We start from the raw sequence: 18111 nt of genomic DNA on the forward strand, positions 1-18111 counted from the left end.
TGGGCGAGTAAGCTCGTCGACTGTTCTTATCAAACCCGCGTGCCGCCCACCGTCATCTGGTTCATGCGCAGATGCGGCTGGCCGACGCCGACGGGCACGCCCTGTCCGGCCTTGCCGCACATGCCGATGCCGGTGTCGAGCTTCATGTCGTTGCCGATCATCGAGACGCGGTGCATGGCGTCCGGACCGTTGCCGATCAGCATCGCGCCCTTGATCGGCTGCGTCACCTTGCCGTTCTCGATCATGTAGGCCTCGGTGCAGCCGAACACGAATTTGCCCGAGGTGATATCGACCTGACCGCCGCCGAAGGAGACGGCATAGATGCCGTTCTTGACCGAGGCGATGATTTCGTCCGGCTCCATGTCGCCAGATGTCATATAGGTGTTGGTCATGCGCGGCATCGGCTGGTGGGCATAGCCTTCGCGGCGGCCGTTGCCGGTCGCCTTCATGCCCATCAGCCGGGCATTCTGGCGATCCTGCATGTAGCCGACCAGCTTGCCATCCTCGATCAGCACATTGCGGGCCGAAGGTGTGCCTTCATCGTCGACGGTCAGCGAGCCGCGCCGTTCGGGCATCGTGCCGTCGTCGACGACGGTGACCCCCTTGGCGGCGACCTGCTGGCCAAGCAGGCCGGCGAAGGCCGAGGTCTTCTTGCGGTTGAAATCGCCTTCCAACCCATGGCCGACGGCCTCGTGCAACATGACGCCCGGCCAGCCGCTGGACAAGACGATGTCGAAAGTGCCGGCCGGGGCCGGTATGGCCTCGAGATTGACCAGAGCTTGCCTGAGCGCCTCCTTGGCGGCGTGCTTCCAGCTGTCCTCGACCAGGAATTCGCCAAACGCCTTGCGGCCACCCATGCCGTAGGAGCCGCTCTCCTGGCGGTCGCCATCGCCGACCACAACGGAGACGTTGATGCGGACCAGCGGGCGGATATCGCGCACCATTTGGCCATCGGCGCGCACGATCTCGACATGCTGCCAGGATGCGGCGAGCGATGCCGAAACCTGCCGCACGCGCGGATCCTCGGCGCGCAGCCAGGCGTCGATTTCCTGCAAGAGCTTTGCCTTGGCCTCGAAGGAGGGCGAGGGGATCGGGTTCTCTTCGCCATAGAGATGGCGGTTGGTGCGGGCCGGTGCGGCGGCAAGCGTGCCGGAATAACCGCCCTTGACGGTTGAAACGGCATCGGCCGCGCGCAGCAGCGAGGCTTCGGAGAGGTCGCTGGAATGCGCATAGCCGCTGGCTTCGCCGGCAACCGCACGCAGGCCAAACCCCTGGTCGGTGTTGAAGTTGGCGGTCTTCAGGCGGCCATTGTCGAACATCAGCGCTTCGCTCTCGCTGTATTCGAGGAACAACTCACCGTCATCGGCGCCGTTGATGGTCTCGGCGACGATCTGATTGATGCGATCGTCTGAAATGTCGAATTGGCCGATCAGGCTGTTCATGGCGCATCCGTTCACAGGAGGAATGGGTCTTTGCCACGATGTAGGCGCGAAGGCGCGCCGAGACAATCGCTCTGCCGCATTGTAACGACAAAAGCGGTTTGCCAGCAGCCCGTCGAAGTCACTTCTGGTTGAAGCCGGTGATGTCGCCGGGCTTTCAGGGGAGGGCGGCGAAGCCGTCGGCAAAGCCCTTGAGGTCGACCGGGATGCCGATACCTTCTTCCGGGGTCTGGAAAACGATGAAGGTGGCCGACGTGCCGGTCTTCAGCGTGTCGAGAAGCGGCTTTTCGAGGATCACCTCGGCATAGCAGCCGTCTTGGAAGCAGCGCACGAAATAGGCGCGGCCGATATCCTTGCCGTCGACATTGAGGCCGAGCCCGTTGGGCAAAAGCACGCCGAGCGGCGCCAGCACGCGCAGGATCTCCGCCTTGTTGTCGGCGGTGCGCAGCACGACGACCGACAGTCCCATCTCGGGACGGTCCTCGGCGACGACGTTCTGCATCATCACGCATTGTTCCGAGGTGGCGCCGGCCGGTGTGTCGCAGATGATCGACCATGCGCCATGCGTCGAACGCACGGTGCCGCTCGGCTGCGCGGCGTTGGCGGTGCCGGACAGCACGATCGCGGACAAGCCAATGCCAGACAGGGCGGCGAGAAAGATGACCTTCGCCCAGTTTCTCGAAAACCGAGAGTTTCTCGAAAGCCAGTAATTCATGACGGCTCCATTGCGAATCACGGCACTTTAAGCCGCGCCAAAGCCAAGTAAAGGACGAGACCGCACCAGGTCTGCCCCGAAAAAGCCAATTGGGCGCTTTTCCCTGCCAATTTCGCCCGAATTGCGACGTTCGGCACCTGCGGCCCGCGGGAATGCTGCTGCGGGCTCACTGTAGGCGATTCGGTGCTGCCGCGGCTGCCTCCAAAGGCATATCCGGGCTTGCGCGCAAAAATGCCGCACGGTTTCGTCCGCTCCTTTCTTGCGGAGGGAAAAAGAGTATGGTTTGAACCACCTTGAAACTGTCGGGATTCCCGTCCCGGCATTGTTCGTTATTCTCGTGGGTACCGCAGCGAGGAACTGGGAGACGATGAGGGCGATGAGAAATTTCCTGGCAAACGCCAAGGTTCCAGCAAGTGCCAAGTTTCTAAGTGCTTGTGCCGCTGTCACGTTTTTCGCCGGCGCATCCGCCCATGCCGACCAGCCCAAGAACTGGGAGACAACCTTCCAGGCGCCGGCGACCGACATGATGCGGCAGATCGAGTGGTTCGGGCACTACACGATGTGGTTCATCGTTCCGATCACCATCCTGGTGCTGCTTCTCCTCGCTTATTGCATCGTCAGATTCCGTGCGAGCGCGAACCCGGTTCCGTCCAAGACCAGCCACAATACGCTGATCGAGGTGATCTGGACTGTCGGTCCGGTCGTCATCCTGCTTTGCTTGGCAATTCCCTCGTTCCAGCTGCTGACCGCGCAATACACGCCGCCGGAAGAAGCGAAGCTGACCGTCAAGGCGACCGGTAACCAGTGGAACTGGGACTACGAGTACCAGACCGAAAACACGCTCTCCTTCAATTCCGCGATCCTTCAGGACGCCGAACGCGCCGCCGCCGGCAAGGAGGACCGCAAGGTTTATCCGCGCCTGCTCGCGGTCGACAATGAACTGGTGGTGCCGGTCAACACCATGACCCGCGTGCTCGTCACCGCGACCGACGTGATCCACTCCTTTGCCATGCCGTCGTTCGGCATCAAGATCGATGCCATTCCGGGCCGCACCAACGAGACCTGGTTCAAGGCGGAGAAGGAAGGTATTTTTTACGGCCAGTGCTCGCAGCTCTGCGGCAAGGACCATGCCTTCATGCCGATCGCCATCCGCGTCGTCTCCGATGCGCAGTTCAAGACCTGGCTGGCGGCAGCCAAGACCGATCTGCCCGGCGCCAACAAGACGCTGATGGCCGAGGTCGACGGCCAGAACAAGGTAGCGGCCGCCGGCAACTGATGCCGCGGGTTAGCAAGATTTAGGGAACGGAGCGGAACATGGCAGACGCTGCAGCTCACGACGGGCACGACCACAAGCCTTATCACGGCTGGGTCCGCTGGGTTTATTCGACCAACCACAAGGACATCGGCACGCTCTACCTGATCTTCGCGATCATGGCCGGCATCATCGGCGGTGCCTTGTCGGTCGCCATCCGCATGGAGCTGCAGGAGCCTGGCATCCAGATATTCAGCGGCCTGGCGCAGATGGTCTATGGCATGAACGGTGACGCCGCGATCGACGGCGGCAAGAGCATGTATAATGCCTTCGCCACCGCGCACGCCCTGATCATGATCTTCTTCATGGTCATGCCGGCGCTGATCGGCGGTTTCGCCAACTGGATGGTTCCGATCATGATCGGCGCGCCCGACATGGCGTTCCCGCGCATGAACAACATCTCTTTCTGGCTGCTGCCGCCGGCCTTCATCCTGCTGCTCACCTCGATGTTCGTGCCGAGCGCGCCGGGCGCCTTTGGCGTCGGTGGCGGCTGGACGCTCTATCCGCCGCTTTCGACCTCGGGCCAGCCCGGGCCGGCCATGGATCTGGCGATCCTGTCGATCCACATTGCCGGCGCGTCGTCGATCCTCGGCGCCATCAACTTCATCACCACCATCTTCAACATGCGCGCGCCTGGCATGACGCTGCACAAGATGCCGCTGTTTGCCTGGTCGGTGCTGATCACCGCCTTCCTGCTCCTGCTGTCGTTGCCGGTCCTGGCCGGCGGCATCACCATGCTGCTCACCGACCGCAATTTCGGTACCACCTTCTTTGCGCCCGACGGCGGCGGCGACCCGATCCTGTTCCAGCACCTGTTCTGGTTCTTCGGTCACCCTGAAGTGTACATCCTGATCCTGCCGGGCTTCGGCATCATCAGTCACGTCATCTCGACCTTCTCGAGGAAGCCGGTGTTCGGCTATCTCGGCATGGCCTATGCCATGGTGGCGATCGGCGCCGTCGGCTTCATCGTGTGGGCGCACCACATGTACACGACCGGCCTGTCGCTCGACACGCAGCGCTATTTCGTCTTCGCCACCATGGTCATCGCGGTGCCGACAGGCGTGAAGATCTTCTCCTGGATCGCGACGATGTGGGGCGGGTCGATTTCGTTCAAGACGCCGATGCTGTGGGCGCTGGGCTTCATCTTCCTGTTCACCATCGGCGGCGTCACCGGCGTCCAGCTGGCCAATGCCGGCCTCGACCGCTCGTTGCATGACACCTATTTCGTCATTGCCCACTTCCACTACGTGCTGTCACTGGGCGCGGTGTTCGCCATCTTCGCCGGCTGGTACTACTGGTTCCCGAAGATGACCGGCTACATGTATTCGCCCGTCATCGCCAACACCCATTTCTGGGTCACCTTCGTCGGCGTGAACCTGATCTTCTTCCCGCAGCACTTCCTCGGTCTCGCCGGCATGCCGCGCCGCACCATCGACTACCCCGATGCGTTCGCCGGCTGGAATTATGTGTCGTCCATCGGCTCGTATATCTCGGCCATCGGCGTCCTGATCTTCCTCTATGGTGTGTTCGAGGCCTTCCAGAAGAAGCGGATCGCCGGCGCCAACCCATGGGGCGAGGGCGCAACGACGCTCGAATGGCAGCTGCCTTCGCCGCCGCCCTTCCACCAGTGGGAACAGCTGCCGAAAATCAAGTAAGGCGGCTGCCCGCTCGAATACGAAACCGCCGGTCCGCCGGCGGTTTTGGCCAACGGATGATGGACTTAAGTACGCATGGCCCTTGTCGACGACCCATCGATTGACGAAGCGGGCTTTCGCATGTCGGAAGCGACGGCGGGCGATTTCTTCGCGCTGCTGAAGCCGCGCGTCATGTCGCTGGTGGTGTTCACCGCCTTTGTCGGCCTTGTCGCCGCACCCGTGACCATCAACCCTCTGCTGGCGGTGATCGCCATCCTGGCTATTGCAATAGGTGCTGGTGCCTCCGGCGCGCTCAACATGTGGTACGATGCCGACATCGATGCCGTGATGACCAGGACCGCCAACCGCCCGGTCCCGGCCGGTCGCATCCAGCCGCACGAAGCGCTGACCTTCGGGCTGGTGCTGTCGGTGCTGTCGGTGATGACGCTCGGCGTGCTGGTCAACTGGCTGGCGGCGACGCTGCTCGCCTTCACCATCTTTTTCTACGCCGTCGTCTACACGATGTGGCTGAAGCGCTGGACGCCGCAGAACATCGTCATCGGCGGGGCCGCCGGTGCCATTCCGCCTGTGATCGGCTGGGCCGCGGTGACCGGGACAGTCAGCCTCGAAAGCATTGTCCTGTTTCTGATCATCTTCCTGTGGACGCCGCCGCATTTCTGGGCGCTGGCGCTGTTCAAGTCCGAGGACTATGCCAAGGCCGGCATTCCGATGATGCCCAACGTCGCCGGCCACGCTTCAACCCGCCGCCAGATCTTCGCCTATGCACTGGTGCTGGCCCCGGTCGGCGTGCTGCCGTGGCTGCTTGGCTACACCACGCCGTTCTATGGCGTGGCCGCCCTGCTTCTGGGAGTCGGTTTTGTCTGGTACGCGTGGAAAGTGCTTGGCATGGCCGACGATGACCGTGTCATGAAACCGGCCAAGGCCCTGTTCGCCTATTCGCTGCTTTATCTCTTCGCCATCTTCGCTGCCTATCTGGCCGACAGCGTTGTCGAACGCGCGCTTGCCATGGGTGGAGCATGACCATGATCGAGGAAAAGCTCGAGACCGTCACGTTGACCGAGCGTCAGAAGAAGGCGCAGCGCAGCCGTTCTATCGCCATCGGTGTGGCGCTGGCGCTGCTGGTGGTCATTTTCTACATCGCGACGATCGTGAAGTTCGGCCACAATCTGGGCACGATGTGATGAGCGTCGGGACCTCCAAAAAAGCGGCTGGCAAGAACGGCAACGTCATCGTCGCGGCTGTCTGCCTCGCCTTTTTTACCGGCATGATCGGCATGGCCTATGCCGCGGTCCCGCTCTATAAGATGTTTTGCCAGGCGACCGGCTATGGCGGCACGACGCAACGTGCCGAGAAGCAGTATGCCGGCCGCGTGCTCGATCGCGAGATCACCGTCCGCTTCGATGCCAACATCGCTGGCGTGCCGTGGGAGTTCCAGCCGGTCCAGCGCTCGATGACGATGAAGATCGGCGAGACCGTGCAGGCGCACTATCAGGCGACCAACAAGTTCGATCGTCCCGTGACCGGCCGCGCAACCTTCAACGTGCAGCCTGAACTGGCGGGTCCCTATTTCAACAAGGTCGAGTGCTTCTGCTTCACCGACACGACGCTGAAGCCCGGCGAGACACTGGACATGCCGGTCCTGTTCTACGTGGACCCCGACATCGTCAATGTGCCGGAACTGAAGGACGTGAAGACGATCACGCTGTCCTATACGATGTTCCCGGTCGAGAAGGCCAAGCCGGTCGCCTCCTCGGAGCCGGCCAAGGGCAATAGCAAGACAATTTCGAATACCGAAGCAAATCTCGGGGGTTGATATGGCAGACGCGCACGCAAAACCACAGCATGACTATCATCTCGTCGACCCGAGCCCGTGGCCTTTCCTGGGATCGGTAGGCGCACTTGTCGCCGCCTTTGGCGGCGTCTGCTTGATGGAATACCTGAAGGGCGGCTCGTTCCCGATCTTCGGCTTCAACATCGCCAATCCATGGCTGTTCTTCATCGGTCTCGTGATCATCCTCTACACTATGTTCGCCTGGTGGTCGGATACGATCAAGGAAGCGCATGAGGGCCATCACACGCGTGTCGTGTCGCTGCATCTGCGCTACGGCATGATCATGTTCATCGCCTCGGAGGTGATGTTCTTCGTTGCCTGGTTCTGGGCCTATTTCGATGCCAGCCTGTTTCCGAGCGAAGTCCAGCAATATGCCCGCACCGCGTTTACCGGCGGTGTCTGGCCGCCGAAGGGCATGGAAGTTCTCGACCCCTTCCATTTGCCGCTCTACAACACCGTCATCCTGCTGCTGTCCGGCACCACGGTGACCTGGGCGCACCATTCGCTCATCCATGGCGATCGCAAAGGCCTGATCAACGGCCTGGTGCTGACTGTTGGCCTCGGCATGCTGTTCACCATGGTGCAGGCGTACGAGTACATGCATGCTCCGTTCGCCTTCAAGGATTCCATCTATGGCGCCACTTTCTTCATGGCGACCGGCTTCCACGGTTTCCACGTCATCATCGGCACCATCTTCCTGTTGGTCTGCCTGATCCGGGCGATGAAGGGTGATTTCACCCCCAAGCAACATTTCGGCTTCGAGGCGGCCGCCTGGTACTGGCACTTCGTCGACGTGGTCTGGCTGTTCCTGTTCGCCTCGATCTACGTCTGGGGATCGGTCGGCGCGGTGATCGAGGGCCACTGATCCTGGCCTGAGGAATTTCCGTTTGGGGAGGGGCGGCCGCGGCAATGTGGCCGCCTTCTCTTTTTGGCGCAATGATCGCTGATCGATAGCCAATGCGGCTGACAATTTTCCGGGCCATTTGCGCATTGATGATCGCGGCACTCCCGGCCTTTGCCGGCGAGAAGGTGGATCTGGTGCGTGTCCACAAAGCCGAACGCCGGCTGGAACTGATCGGCGACGGCAAAATCCTGCGCAGCTACGGCATCGCACTCGGCGGCGATCCTGTCGGGCATAAGCACCAGGAGGGCGATCAACGCACGCCCGAGGGGAACTATGTCCTCGACTGGCGCAACCCGAACAGCATCGCGCACAGATCGATCCATATTTCGTACCCCAACACCGACGATCTGGCGGCCGCCAGGGCGCGCAATGTCGACGCGGGCGGCATGATCATGATCCACGGCCAGCCAAACGGTTATGGCTGGTGGGGCTGGCTGCTTCAATTGGTCGACTGGACCGACGGCTGCATTGCGGTTACGGACTCCGATATGGACGAAATCTGGGCGATGGTGGCCGATGGCACACCGATCGAGATCGAGCGGTAGGCAATGAGTGGCAAGATGAACTGGTTGCCGGTCGATCTGAAATCGAGCTGTAAGCAATGAGCGACGATTCTTCCAGGAGTGAAGATAGGGCGATCTGGCCGCCGATCGATCCGATCTCGGCCGGCCTGCATGGCCGTTGCCCGCGCTGCGGCGAGGGGCGGCTATTTTCCGGCTTCCTCACCGTCGGCAAGCGATGTGTCAATTGCGGCCTCGATTATTCCTACGCTGATGCCGGCGACGGGCCGGCGGTGTTCGTGATCCTGATCATCGGCTTTATCATCGTCGGCCTGGCGCTCTGGGTAGAAGTCACGCTCAGCCCGCCGCTCTGGCTGCATCTGCTGGTCTGGATTCCGCTGGCTGTTGTGCTGTGCTTGACGGCGCTGCGGCTGATCAAGGGCGTGCTGCTGACGCTGCAATACCGCAACCAAGCGGCCGAGGGCCGACTGGATCGCGGCGAATGAGCGAGGCTTCCATTAAAACTGACGGTCGTTCGCGGCCGCGATCGGCATTGCTGCTCGGCCTTGGCCTTGTGCTGTTCCTGATCCTGCTGGTGCTCGGCACCTGGCAGACGCAGCGCCTGTATTGGAAGGAAGGCCTTCTGCAGACCATCGACCAGCGCACCCATTCGGCGCCCTTGCCGTTGGTTGCGGTCGAGAAAGAGTTCGCCGCCACCGGGGATGTCGATTACACGCCTGTCACCGTCACCGGCACGTTCCTGCATCAAGGCGAACGCCATTTCTACGCGACCTGGGAAGGTGATGCCGGCTTCAATGTCTACACGCCGCTGGCGCTCGACGACGGCCGCTTCCTCCTGATCAATCGCGGCTTCGTGCCTTACGATCTGAAGGATGCCGCCAAGCGCGCCAAGGGACAGGTGGCTGGCAGAGTGACGGTCACGGGGCTGGCCCGCAACCCGCTGCCGGGCAAGCCGTCGATGATGCTTCCCGACAACGACGTGGCGAAGAACATCTTCTACTGGAAGGACCGCGACGTGATGGCTGCAAGCGCCGGTCTGCCTGCGGGCGCCGCGCTGGTGCCGATCTTCATCGACGCAGACAAGACGCCAAACCCAGGCGGCTTGCCGGTTGGCGGCGTCACCATCATCGATCTCCCGAACAGCCATCTCCAATATGCGATGACTTGGTACGGGCTTGCCGCGGCGCTCGCAGCCGTGCTCATCCTGCGGCTTCGCCGTCCCGCGAAAGACGAATGAACGCGGCTGATGCCCCCTTTCAACCGATGCCCTTGACAGGGCAGGGGTGCGCACTTCATTTCGGCTTTGATCAACCGGCCCGGATTTAATGCTTCAGACAACCACTAAACCACCTCTGACGATCCGGCTCTGCCAGCCGCGCGGTTTCTGCGCCGGTGTCGACCGTGCCATCCAGATCGTCGTGCTGGCGCTGAAGAAATATGGCGCGCCGGTCTATGTCCGCCATGAGATCGTGCACAACCGCTACGTCGTCGAGGGGCTGCAAAGCCTTGGCGCCGTCTTCATCGAGGAACTCTCCGAGATACCGGCCGAACATCGGCAGTCGCCCGTCGTGTTCTCGGCGCATGGCGTGCCGAAATCGGTGCCGGCGGATGCGAAGGCGCGCAATCTCTTCTATCTCGATGCCACCTGCCCGCTGGTGTCGAAGGTCCACAAGCAGGCGATGCGCCATCAGCGGCTCGGCCGCCATGTGCTGTTGATTGGTCACGCCGGTCATCCCGAAGTGATCGGCACCATGGGCCAACTGCCGGACGGAGCGGTGACGCTGATCGAAACCGAAGCCGATGCCGCAAAGCTCTCGCCCGCCGATCCGCAGGCGCTCGGCTTCGTTACCCAGACCACATTGTCTGTCGAGGACACCGCCGGCATCATCCGCGCCTTGCAGGATCGCTTTCCGGCGCTGCAGGCACCAGCGGCGGAATCGATCTGCTATGCCACCACCAACCGCCAGGAAGCAGTCAAGGACACCGCGCCGGGTGCCGATCTCTATCTGATCGTCGGCGCGCCGAATTCCTCCAATTCGCGACGACTTGTCGAAGTCGCGGAGCGTGCAGGCGCCACCATGTCGCTTCTCGTGCAGCGCGCCGCCGAGATTCCGTGGAATGACATCGGCAACATCTCGACGCTTGGCCTGTCGGCCGGCGCATCGGCGCCCGAAATCATCGTCGACGAGATCATCGACGCGTTCCGGCAACGCTTCGATGTCACGATCGACCTGGCCATCACGGCCACGGAAACGGAGGATTTTCCGGTCATGCGGGTATTGCGCGATGTCGAACTGACGCGGGCCGACATGGCCTTCGTCAATGGAGCCGCGTAAGCCACATGGCGGTATACACCGACGTTGCGGAAGGCGAACTCGGCGCATTCCTGAAGCACTATCCGGTCGGCGATCTCCTGTCCTACAAGGGCATCGCCGAAGGCACCGAGAACTCGAACTTCCTGCTGCACACCTCCAGCGGCTCCTACATCCTGACGCTCTATGAGAAGCGCGTCGAGAAGGCGGATTTGCCGTTTTTCCTCGGGCTGATGGGCCATCTCGCCAACAAGGGCGTGTCCTGCCCGCTGCCGGTGACCGCGCATGACGGCAGCGTCATCGGCACGCTCGCCGGCCGGCCGGCGGTCATCATCACCTTCCTGGAAGGGCTTTCGTTGCGGCGGCCCACAGCAACGCATTGTGCCGAGGTCGGCAAGGCATTGGCGCAGTTGCATCTGGCCGGTGCCGATTTTTCGATGACGCGTCCGAATGCCCTGGCCATCGACGGCTGGCGCAAGCTCTGGGATGCAGCGCGCGATCGCGCAGACGAGGTCGAGCCGGGCCTGGCGGCCGAGGTCGATGCCGACTTTGCCGATTTCGAGCGCAACTGGCCGAAGGACCTTCCCAAAGGCATCATCCACGCCGATCTTTTCCCGGACAACGTTTTCTTCCTCGGCGAAAAACTGTCCGGCCTGATCGATTTCTATTTCGCCTGCGACGACCTCTACGCATACGATGTCGCCACCTGTCTCAACGCCTGGTGCTTCGAGAAGGATTTTTCCTTCAACCTCACCAAGGGCAAGGCGCTGCTCGCCGGCTACCAGAGCGTCCGGCCCCTGAGCGACCAGGAACAAACTGCGCTGCCGGTGCTGGCGCGCGGTTCGGCGTTGCGCTTCATGCTGACCCGGCTGTACGACTGGCTGACCGTCCCCGATGGCGGGCTCGTGATGAAGCGCGATCCGACCGAATACATCAGAAGGATGCGGTTCCACCGGGCGATCAAATCTCCTTCGGAATATGGATTGGCCTGATATGGGTATCATGAGCAAGCAGGTTGAGATCTTCACCGACGGCGCCTGTTCGGGCAATCCCGGCCCCGGCGGCTGGGGCGCGATCCTGCGCTTCAACGGCACCACCAAGGAGCTTTCCGGCGGCGAAGCCGAGACGACCAACAACCGCATGGAACTGTTGGCCGCCATTTCGGCGCTGAACGCGCTGAAGGAACCTTGCACGGTCGACCTTCACACCGACAGCAAATATGTCATGGACGGCATTTCCAAGTGGATCCACGGCTGGAAGAAGAACGGCTGGAAGACCGCCGACAAGAAGCCTGTGAAGAACGGTGAACTGTGGCAGGCGCTCGACGAGGCCAATAAGCGCCACAAGGTCACCTGGAACTGGGTCAAGGGCCATGACGGTCATGTCGAGAACGAGCGCGCCGACGAGCTTGCGCGCGAAGGCATGGCGCCGTTCAAGAAAGGTCCGTTCAAGCCTGCAGCAGCGGCAAAGCCTGCTGCGCCGGCCAAACAACCGGCAATCGCGAAAGTGCGGCGCTCTACCCAGAGCTATTGAATTTCCGGAGCGGCGTGGCTCTCAGGTACGAAGAAGCGGATCAGCCGGCGGGGGTGGCAACTACTACGATATCGGCGCGCACCGCGTTATCTACTGCTGGCTGCCGATCGACTGGCCAGCGCAGTTGTAGACCCTTATCGGATCAGCAGCGCCGTGCCCCAAAGCCCAAGTGCGAACACCGTGTGCGACACCAGGTTCAGCGCCCGGATCTGCATCGGATTTGGCCGCTTCGAGGCCGCCCAGCCGGCGCCCATGCCGGGTGCCAGCAGGAACCAGCCGGCGCCGACGGTGACGATGCCGAGGATGAAGGCCGGCAGGAATGTCGGCGCGGCAAGCCAGCCTGCTCCGGCCAGCACCACCAGGATGATGCCGTAGACGATGCCGACAAAATAGTGAAAGGCCCAACCCAGCGCCTTTTCATGCACGTACGGTGCGGCACCGCCGATATCGTCGTGGAAGACCTTGTCACGGAGATGCCAGACCCAGCGACCGACCGGCCCCCAGTTCGGCCGTGGCTGGCCGAACGCCTTGTGCAGGAAGATGGCCCAGAGATCCATCAGGACGGTGGCGCCGATGCCGATCGCGATAGCGCGCCAGAACATGTCAAACATCGCTAGAATCCCCCAAACGCAAGCCCTGGGCTACAAGCGCGATCGTCGTTCCACACCCGACGCCGCGCTGAAGTTCAGAGCTGTCCCAGAATATGAGCCGCGCCGGACTCGTCGACACCAGGCTTGGTCTCGACATTGAGCGCGGTGACCTTGCCGTCGTCGACGATCATCGAAAACCGCTTCGAACGCAGCCCCATGCCGCTGGCGGAAAGGTCATTGTCGAGGCCTACCGCCTTGGCGAAATCGCCACTGCCGTCGGCGAGGAACATGATCTTGCCCTCACCGCCGGTGAAGTGCGCCCAGGCGCCCATGACATGGACGTCGTTGACCGAAACGACGGCGATGGTGTCGACGCCGCGCGCCAGGATGGCATCGTGGTTTTCGAGATAACCCGGCAAATGGTTGTTGCTGCAGGTCGGTGTGAAGGCGCCGGGAACCCCAAACAGCACGACCTTCTTGCCCGAGAAAATCTCGGCCCCGGTGATCGGCTTGGCGCCATCGGCGGTCATCGTCTTGAAGGTCACGTCAGGCAGCTTGTCGCCAACGGAAATGGTCATGGATTCCTCGCTTGGGAAAATGGGGAAGGACGTGTCTTTGCCTAGCGAACCCAACGGCTTCCTGCAACCGTTGGGGTGGGCTGGATCAAGGGAAAGGCAGAACCCCTTCGACCGCGCCCGCCGAACTCGTTAGCGTATAGTGAAGCCCGCCATCGGTCGGCGTCGTCGAGGGGCGATCGAGGATCGGCACGGTGAAAATCAGCTTGCCGTCTTTTTCGCTGCGGGCAGGGGTGCCGAACATGTAGTCCCGCTCGCCGGCCACGAAGAAATCCGCCGCCTCCGGATCGCCGGGAAAGCTCGCCTCGACAATCAGCGTCTCGTGGTCGCCCGGCAGCACATTGATGCCGAAATCGGACCTCGCGGGCGCTGGTAGCGCCGCGAAACTCGCCTTCACCAGCGCTGCGTCCTCGGCATTGTCCGGATCGGAGGCGGGGTCGACGGTCAGCCGCGTCTGCACCGGAATGCAGATCGTTTCGCAGATGCCGAGAAAGATGTCGGCATCGATCAACGCCGGCTGGTTCGGCGCCGCCAGCGTGAATGTCACCGGCAGAGAAACCGGATAGTTGTAGCCTGCCCATTTGCCATAGCCGTCGTCATGGCGCTGCGGCGCCGGAAACGATAGCGCTGCGTCGGCGATGTTGGTGCTGGCTGAAATGTCGAGCTGCGGCGGCACGCCCGCGTCGCCCGGATCGCGCCAATATGTCTTCCAGCCGGGCTTGAGCGCTATGTCGAGAACGCCCTGGATGCGGCCGGTGTCGTCGGCTTTGCCTGATGTCACCAGCCGGACCTTGCCGCCTTCGCTGTTGTACCACGCCGATGAGGAGGCGGCGGCGGGAAGAGCGGTTGCCGATCCGATGGCGGCGCCGAGCAGCAGGATTTTCAAGCTTCGCATGGCGGTGATTTGATCGTCCGTTCGTGGCCGCGCAATGATTTCATGGCCTTGCCGGTATCATATTTGCGTGACTTCGAGGGAGAAGAATGTTCGAGCCGCCGCCACAGGCTTTGGTCGAATCCAGCACGGCGCATCTTTTCGGCGCTTTGGAAACGCGTTACGCTCCCTTCATGGACTTGTTGCGCCACAAGAAGACGGTCGCCAGCCGCGGCTTTCTCGACGATCAGTTCCTGATTGCCATGCCCGGCATGAAGGACGACCGTTTCACGCGCTCGGTCATCTATGTCTGCGCACATTCCGATGAAGGCGCCATGGGGCTGATCATCAACCAGACGCAGCAGATGCTGTTTCCGGATCTGCTCGTGCAACTGGGCATCATGAACGAGCAGGAGGCGATCCGATTGCCGGCGCAGGCCCGCGATTTCGTCGTGCGCAATGGCGGACCCGTGGATCGCAGCCGGGGCTTCGTCCTGCATTCGGGAGACTATCGGGTGGAATCGTCGCTGACCGTTTCCGACGACATCTGCCTGACGGCGACCGTCGACATATTGCGCGCCATATCGTCCGGCCGCGGGCCTCGTCATGCGCTGATGGCGCTCGGCTATTCCGGCTGGGGCGCCGGCCAGCTGGAGACCGAGATCGCCGAAAATGGCTGGCTGACCTGTCCGGCCAATGCCGAGCTTCTGTTCGACACCGATATCGAGCGCAAATACGACCGGATCCTCGCCTCGATCGGTATCGACCTTGCGCATCTCAGCTTGGCGGCCGGACACGCCTAAACCCCATCAGCCTCATCGCGGAGCCCGTTTCGAAACTCGCTCTGGAGAGTCATATGGTGGTGTTTTCGAGAACCGGAGCGCAGCGGACATTCGGGTCCGTGCACCGGAAGCGCAGAAAACGCCGTCAGATGGCCGCCAGAGTAGAGTTTCCAAACGGGCTCTCACGCTTGCGTCAGCGGATACTGCTCTTTTAGCGTCTTCAGCACCTGGTCGCCCGGCATCGGGGCGCCGAACATGAAGCTCTGCACATATTCGCAGCCCATCTGACGCAATTCCAGCGCATCGCTCTCGTCCGAAATGCCTTCGGCGACGACGGACAGACCGAGCTCATGCGCCATGTTGACCATCGACTTCAGCAGCACCGCGCGCTTGGGCGTGTTGTCGTCGACGAAGCTCTTGTCGATCTTGATGGTGTCGAAGGGGAAACGCGTCAGGTAGGCCAGTGAGGAGTAGCCGGTGCCGAAATCGTCCAGCGACAGGCCGATGCCGAGTTGCTTCAGCTTGGTCAGCACATGCGCGGTCTGCTCGGGATTGTCCATGACAAGCGATTCGGTGAGCTCCAGCCGGAAGCAGCGCGGCTTCAGATTGGCCCGCGCGATGACCGAGCGGACGTCGCTGACCAAGTCGCGGCGGATCAGCTGGCGGCTGGACAAATTGACCGAGACCGACAGCGGCGCGTCACCGATCTGTTTTTGCCAGCTGGCGAGATCTTCCGCCGCCTGCTGCATGGCAAACAGGCCGAGCTGCACGATAAGCCCGCAGCTTTCGGCGACCGGGATGAAATCCGCCGGCGGGATCATGCCGCGGCGCGGGTGGTCCCAGCGCAGCAGCGCCTCGAAGCCGGCGACGCTGCCGTCCTCGAGGCGCACGATCGGCTGGTAGGCAAGCGTGAATTCGCGCCGTTCGATGGCGCGGCGCAGGTCGGATTCGAACTGCAGCCTGTCGGTGCCGACAGTGCGGAAAGCCGGACGGAACGGCTCGATCCTGTCGCCGCCGAAGCGCTTGGCCTGGTGCATGGCAAGCTCGGCATCCTTGACCATGTCCTCGGCCGACATCTGCGGCGAATTCCAGGTGATCAGTCCGATCGACGCGGTCAGCACGATCTCGCGCTTGGCAAAGGTGATCGGGTTGTTGATGGCATGCTTGATTGCATCAGCGACCGCAGCGATGCGGGCCGGGTCCTGTTCGGACAGCAGCATCAAAGCGAACTGATCGCCGGCAAAGCGCGACAGCGAATCCTTCGGCTTGAGCAACCGGTGCAGGCGGCGCGCGATGGTCAAGAGGATGGTGTCGCCGGCCGAGATGCCGAGCCCGTCATTGACCTGTTTGAAACGGTCGATGTCGATGACGAAGACGGTCGGCCGCACCTTCTCTTCGGTGCGCGCGATCGAGATGATCGCTTCCAGCCGGTTCATCAAAAGTTCGCGGTTTGGCAGGCCGGTCAGATTGTCGTGCACGGCGTCGTGCAGCAGCCTTTCCTCGGACTTTTTCTGCTCGGTCACGTCGACCATGGTGCCGACGCAGCGGATGACTTCGCCGTCCGAGCCGATGACCGGGCGTGCGCGCAGTGAAAACCAGTGATAGTGGCCGTCGGCGCCGCGCAGGCGGAAATTCTGCGACACCCGGCCGCGCCGGTGTTCGAGCACCACGTCGAGCGTCGTGCGGAACGTGTCGCGGTCGTCGGCATGCAGCACCGGCAGCCAGTTGCGGGCCGCGCCGCCAAGGCTGTTCGGTGCCAGGCCGAGCTGGATGCTGACATCGGGCTTGGTGACGACGCGGTCGCGCAGCACATCCCAGTCCCAGACCGTGTCGCCCGATCCGGCCACCGCCAGCGCCTGCCGCTCGAGGTCGGAGAACAGGCCCTGGTGCAGGGCGCCGCCGGCAAAGGCGTGCTGCATCACTGTGAAGCCGATCAGAAGGATGATCAGGATCAGCCCGCCGCCCAGGGCCGGCTGGGCAATGTCGTTGTCGAGCATGCCGGTGATCGCCATCCACGATCCGCATAGCCACAACAGCACCATGACCCAACTGGGCACCAGCATGATGGCACGGTCGTAGCCGCGTATGCCGAGGAAGATGATCAGGCCAAGCCCGGTCAGTGCGGTTGCGGCGAAGGACAGCCTGGCGATGCCGGCGGCAACCGCCGGATCGACGATCGCGACCCCGGCGATCAGCACCAGCCCGAGGATCCAGACCAGTGCGCCGTAGCTGAAATGGCCGTGCCATCGGTTGAGGTTGAGATAGGCGAACAGGAACACCACGAAGGTTCCAGCCAGCGCCACCTCCGTTCCCGCCCGCCACATCTGCTCATTGCCGGGCGAGATCTCGATGACCTTGTTGAGGAAGCCGAAATCGACACAGATATAGGCCAGTACCGCCCAGGCAAGCGCGGCGGTCGCGGGGAACATCGAGGTTCCCTTGACCACGAAAAGAATGGTGAGGAACAGCGCCAGCAAGCCTGCGATACCGATGACGATGCCGCGAAACAGCGTGTAGGAATTGACCGAGTCCTTGTAGGATTCCGGATCCCAGAGGTAGACCTGCGGCAGCTTCGGCGAGGCCAGTTCGGCGATGAAGGTAATCACCGTGCCGGGGTTCAGCGTCACCCGGAAAACGTCGGCATCGGGGCTGGTCTGGCGGTCGAGCGCGAAGCCTTCGCTGGGCGTGATGGCGGCGATGCGGGTCGAGCCGAGATCCGGCCAGAAGATGCCGGAATTCACCAGGCGGAAATGCGGTGCGACGATCAGCCGGTCGAGTTGCTGGTCGGTGGTGTTGGCGAGCGCGAACACCGCCCAGTCGCCGGTCGAACGGGCATCATTGGCCTCGACCTCGATGCGCCGCACGATACCGTCCGGACCCGGCGCGGTCGACACCTGGAAATTCTCGCCCTGGTTCCGGTAGATCTCGACGGCGCCGGAAAGGTCGAGCGCGACGTCGTCGCGGGCGATCTTGATCGGCTCCACGGCGAAGGCCGACGATGCCGCCCACAGCGTCAGGAGTGTCGCGAGGACAAAGGCGAACAGCGACCCGTTTCGCAGGAAATTCGTCAA

Annotated in this window: 19 protein-coding genes; 13 read left to right on the top strand and 6 right to left on the bottom strand. The window is 62.4% G+C overall.

Translation table 11 applies throughout. The features are described from left to right. Positions 1-29 precede the first annotated feature (29 nt). On the bottom strand, positions 30-1442 hold the full coding sequence (tldD, locus tag AC0L24_RS02270; protein ID WP_128288850.1) for a metalloprotease TldD: 1413 nt from the start codon (positions 1440-1442) through the stop codon (positions 30-32). A gap of 154 nt (positions 1443-1596) precedes the next feature. Continuing rightward, positions 1597-2154 carry an invasion associated locus B family protein gene (locus AC0L24_RS02275; protein ID WP_127380620.1) on the bottom strand — a complete coding sequence of 186 codons (558 nt, stop codon included), beginning with the start codon at positions 2152-2154 and terminating at the stop codon, positions 1597-1599. Between the two features lie 376 nt (positions 2155-2530). On the opposite strand from AC0L24_RS02275, the gene coxB reads away from it, so the two are divergent. From coxB to rnhA, 12 genes are all read left to right on the top strand, one after another. Next, positions 2531-3430: a cytochrome c oxidase subunit II gene (gene coxB / locus AC0L24_RS02280; RefSeq protein WP_473563376.1), complete on the top strand. Its 900-nt coding sequence runs from the start codon at positions 2531-2533 to the stop codon at positions 3428-3430. A 38-nt stretch (positions 3431-3468) separates the two neighbouring features. Then, on the top strand, positions 3469-5121 hold the full coding sequence (gene ctaD / locus AC0L24_RS02285) for a cytochrome c oxidase subunit I (RefSeq protein WP_023808611.1): 1653 nt from the start codon (positions 3469-3471) through the stop codon (positions 5119-5121). A gap of 75 nt (positions 5122-5196) precedes the next feature. Further along, the gene (locus AC0L24_RS02290; protein WP_473563377.1) at positions 5197-6141 is read left to right on the top strand and encodes a heme o synthase; all 945 of its coding nucleotides are present in this window, start codon (positions 5197-5199) and stop codon (positions 6139-6141) included. 2 nt (positions 6142-6143) lie between these two features. Further along, entirely contained in the window at positions 6144-6302 is a 159-nt protein-coding gene (locus AC0L24_RS02295) for a hypothetical protein (protein ID WP_013532777.1), read from the top strand. Continuing rightward, positions 6302-6934, top strand: a complete 633-nt coding sequence (locus tag AC0L24_RS02300; protein WP_127270322.1) for a cytochrome c oxidase assembly protein — start codon at positions 6302-6304, stop codon at positions 6932-6934. The genes AC0L24_RS02295 and AC0L24_RS02300 overlap by 1 nt, the downstream gene beginning before the upstream one ends. Before the next feature lies 1 nt (position 6935). Next, a complete protein-coding gene (locus AC0L24_RS02305) occupies positions 6936-7817 on the top strand; it encodes a cytochrome c oxidase subunit 3 (protein WP_127270321.1) in 882 nt (293 codons plus the stop codon). A gap of 92 nt (positions 7818-7909) precedes the next feature. Further along, on the top strand, positions 7910-8401 hold the full coding sequence (locus AC0L24_RS02310) for a L,D-transpeptidase family protein (protein WP_127320373.1): 492 nt from the start codon (positions 7910-7912) through the stop codon (positions 8399-8401). A gap of 56 nt (positions 8402-8457) precedes the next feature. Then, the gene (locus AC0L24_RS02315; protein ID WP_127320371.1) at positions 8458-8862 is read left to right on the top strand and encodes a DUF983 domain-containing protein; all 405 of its coding nucleotides are present in this window, start codon (positions 8458-8460) and stop codon (positions 8860-8862) included. Further along, on the top strand, positions 8859-9614 hold the full coding sequence (locus tag AC0L24_RS02320; RefSeq protein WP_292634529.1) for an SURF1 family protein: 756 nt from the start codon (positions 8859-8861) through the stop codon (positions 9612-9614). Before AC0L24_RS02315 ends, AC0L24_RS02320 begins: the two co-directional genes overlap by 4 nt. A gap of 88 nt (positions 9615-9702) precedes the next feature. Then, on the top strand, positions 9703-10713 hold the full coding sequence (gene ispH, locus AC0L24_RS02325; protein ID WP_023808604.1) for a 4-hydroxy-3-methylbut-2-enyl diphosphate reductase: 1011 nt from the start codon (positions 9703-9705) through the stop codon (positions 10711-10713). A gap of 5 nt (positions 10714-10718) precedes the next feature. Further along, a complete protein-coding gene (locus AC0L24_RS02330; RefSeq protein WP_127811000.1) occupies positions 10719-11681 on the top strand; it encodes a homoserine kinase in 963 nt (320 codons plus the stop codon). A gap of 10 nt (positions 11682-11691) precedes the next feature. After that, positions 11692-12222: a ribonuclease HI gene (rnhA, locus tag AC0L24_RS02335; RefSeq protein WP_127810999.1), complete on the top strand. Its 531-nt coding sequence runs from the start codon at positions 11692-11694 to the stop codon at positions 12220-12222. A 134-nt stretch (positions 12223-12356) separates the two neighbouring features. Here rnhA and AC0L24_RS02340 read toward each other — a convergent pair whose 3' ends face one another. From AC0L24_RS02340 to AC0L24_RS02350, 3 genes are all read right to left on the bottom strand, one after another. After that, positions 12357-12833 (bottom strand): DUF2938 domain-containing protein, encoded by a 477-nt coding sequence (locus AC0L24_RS02340; protein WP_027035933.1) that lies wholly within the window; start codon positions 12831-12833, stop codon positions 12357-12359. Between the two features lie 74 nt (positions 12834-12907). Continuing rightward, on the bottom strand, positions 12908-13390 hold the full coding sequence (locus AC0L24_RS02345; protein ID WP_127398996.1) for a peroxiredoxin: 483 nt from the start codon (positions 13388-13390) through the stop codon (positions 12908-12910). An 85-nt stretch (positions 13391-13475) separates the two neighbouring features. After that, positions 13476-14282, bottom strand: a complete 807-nt coding sequence (locus tag AC0L24_RS02350; protein ID WP_127327100.1) for a protein-disulfide reductase DsbD domain-containing protein — start codon at positions 14280-14282, stop codon at positions 13476-13478. A 170-nt stretch (positions 14283-14452) separates the two neighbouring features. Here AC0L24_RS02350 and AC0L24_RS02355 point away from each other — a divergent pair, with 170 nt between their 5' ends. Further along, positions 14453-15061, top strand: a complete 609-nt coding sequence (locus AC0L24_RS02355) for a YqgE/AlgH family protein (RefSeq protein WP_023808594.1) — start codon at positions 14453-14455, stop codon at positions 15059-15061. 161 nt (positions 15062-15222) lie between these two features. Here the strand turns inward: AC0L24_RS02355 and AC0L24_RS02360 are convergent, their stop codons facing one another. Next, the gene (locus AC0L24_RS02360; RefSeq protein WP_127270311.1) at positions 15223-18111 is read right to left on the bottom strand and encodes an EAL domain-containing protein; all 2889 of its coding nucleotides are present in this window, start codon (positions 18109-18111) and stop codon (positions 15223-15225) included.

The sequence above is a fragment of the Mesorhizobium sp. WSM4809 genome, assembly GCF_055811655.1.

Coding starts and splice junctions, on each gene's coding strand:
- tldD (WP_128288850.1), bottom strand. CDS start 1,442: ATGAACAGCCTGATCGGCCAATTCGACATTTCAGACGATCGCATCAAT.
- AC0L24_RS02275 (WP_127380620.1), bottom strand. CDS start 2,154: ATGAATTACTGGCTTTCGAGAAACTCTCGGTTTTCGAGAAACTGGGCG.
- coxB (WP_473563376.1), top strand. CDS start 2,531: ATGAGAAATTTCCTGGCAAACGCCAAGGTTCCAGCAAGTGCCAAGTTT.
- ctaD (WP_023808611.1), top strand. CDS start 3,469: ATGGCAGACGCTGCAGCTCACGACGGGCACGACCACAAGCCTTATCAC.
- AC0L24_RS02290 (WP_473563377.1), top strand. CDS start 5,197: ATGGCCCTTGTCGACGACCCATCGATTGACGAAGCGGGCTTTCGCATG.
- AC0L24_RS02295 (WP_013532777.1), top strand. CDS start 6,144: ATGATCGAGGAAAAGCTCGAGACCGTCACGTTGACCGAGCGTCAGAAG.
- AC0L24_RS02300 (WP_127270322.1), top strand. CDS start 6,302: ATGAGCGTCGGGACCTCCAAAAAAGCGGCTGGCAAGAACGGCAACGTC.
- AC0L24_RS02305 (WP_127270321.1), top strand. CDS start 6,936: ATGGCAGACGCGCACGCAAAACCACAGCATGACTATCATCTCGTCGAC.
- AC0L24_RS02310 (WP_127320373.1), top strand. CDS start 7,910: ATGCGGCTGACAATTTTCCGGGCCATTTGCGCATTGATGATCGCGGCA.
- AC0L24_RS02315 (WP_127320371.1), top strand. CDS start 8,458: ATGAGCGACGATTCTTCCAGGAGTGAAGATAGGGCGATCTGGCCGCCG.
- AC0L24_RS02320 (WP_292634529.1), top strand. CDS start 8,859: ATGAGCGAGGCTTCCATTAAAACTGACGGTCGTTCGCGGCCGCGATCG.
- ispH (WP_023808604.1), top strand. CDS start 9,703: ATGCTTCAGACAACCACTAAACCACCTCTGACGATCCGGCTCTGCCAG.
- AC0L24_RS02330 (WP_127811000.1), top strand. CDS start 10,719: ATGGCGGTATACACCGACGTTGCGGAAGGCGAACTCGGCGCATTCCTG.
- rnhA (WP_127810999.1), top strand. CDS start 11,692: ATGAGCAAGCAGGTTGAGATCTTCACCGACGGCGCCTGTTCGGGCAAT.
- AC0L24_RS02340 (WP_027035933.1), bottom strand. CDS start 12,833: ATGTTTGACATGTTCTGGCGCGCTATCGCGATCGGCATCGGCGCCACC.
- AC0L24_RS02345 (WP_127398996.1), bottom strand. CDS start 13,390: ATGACCATTTCCGTTGGCGACAAGCTGCCTGACGTGACCTTCAAGACG.
- AC0L24_RS02350 (WP_127327100.1), bottom strand. CDS start 14,282: ATGCGAAGCTTGAAAATCCTGCTGCTCGGCGCCGCCATCGGATCGGCA.
- AC0L24_RS02355 (WP_023808594.1), top strand. CDS start 14,453: ATGGACTTGTTGCGCCACAAGAAGACGGTCGCCAGCCGCGGCTTTCTC.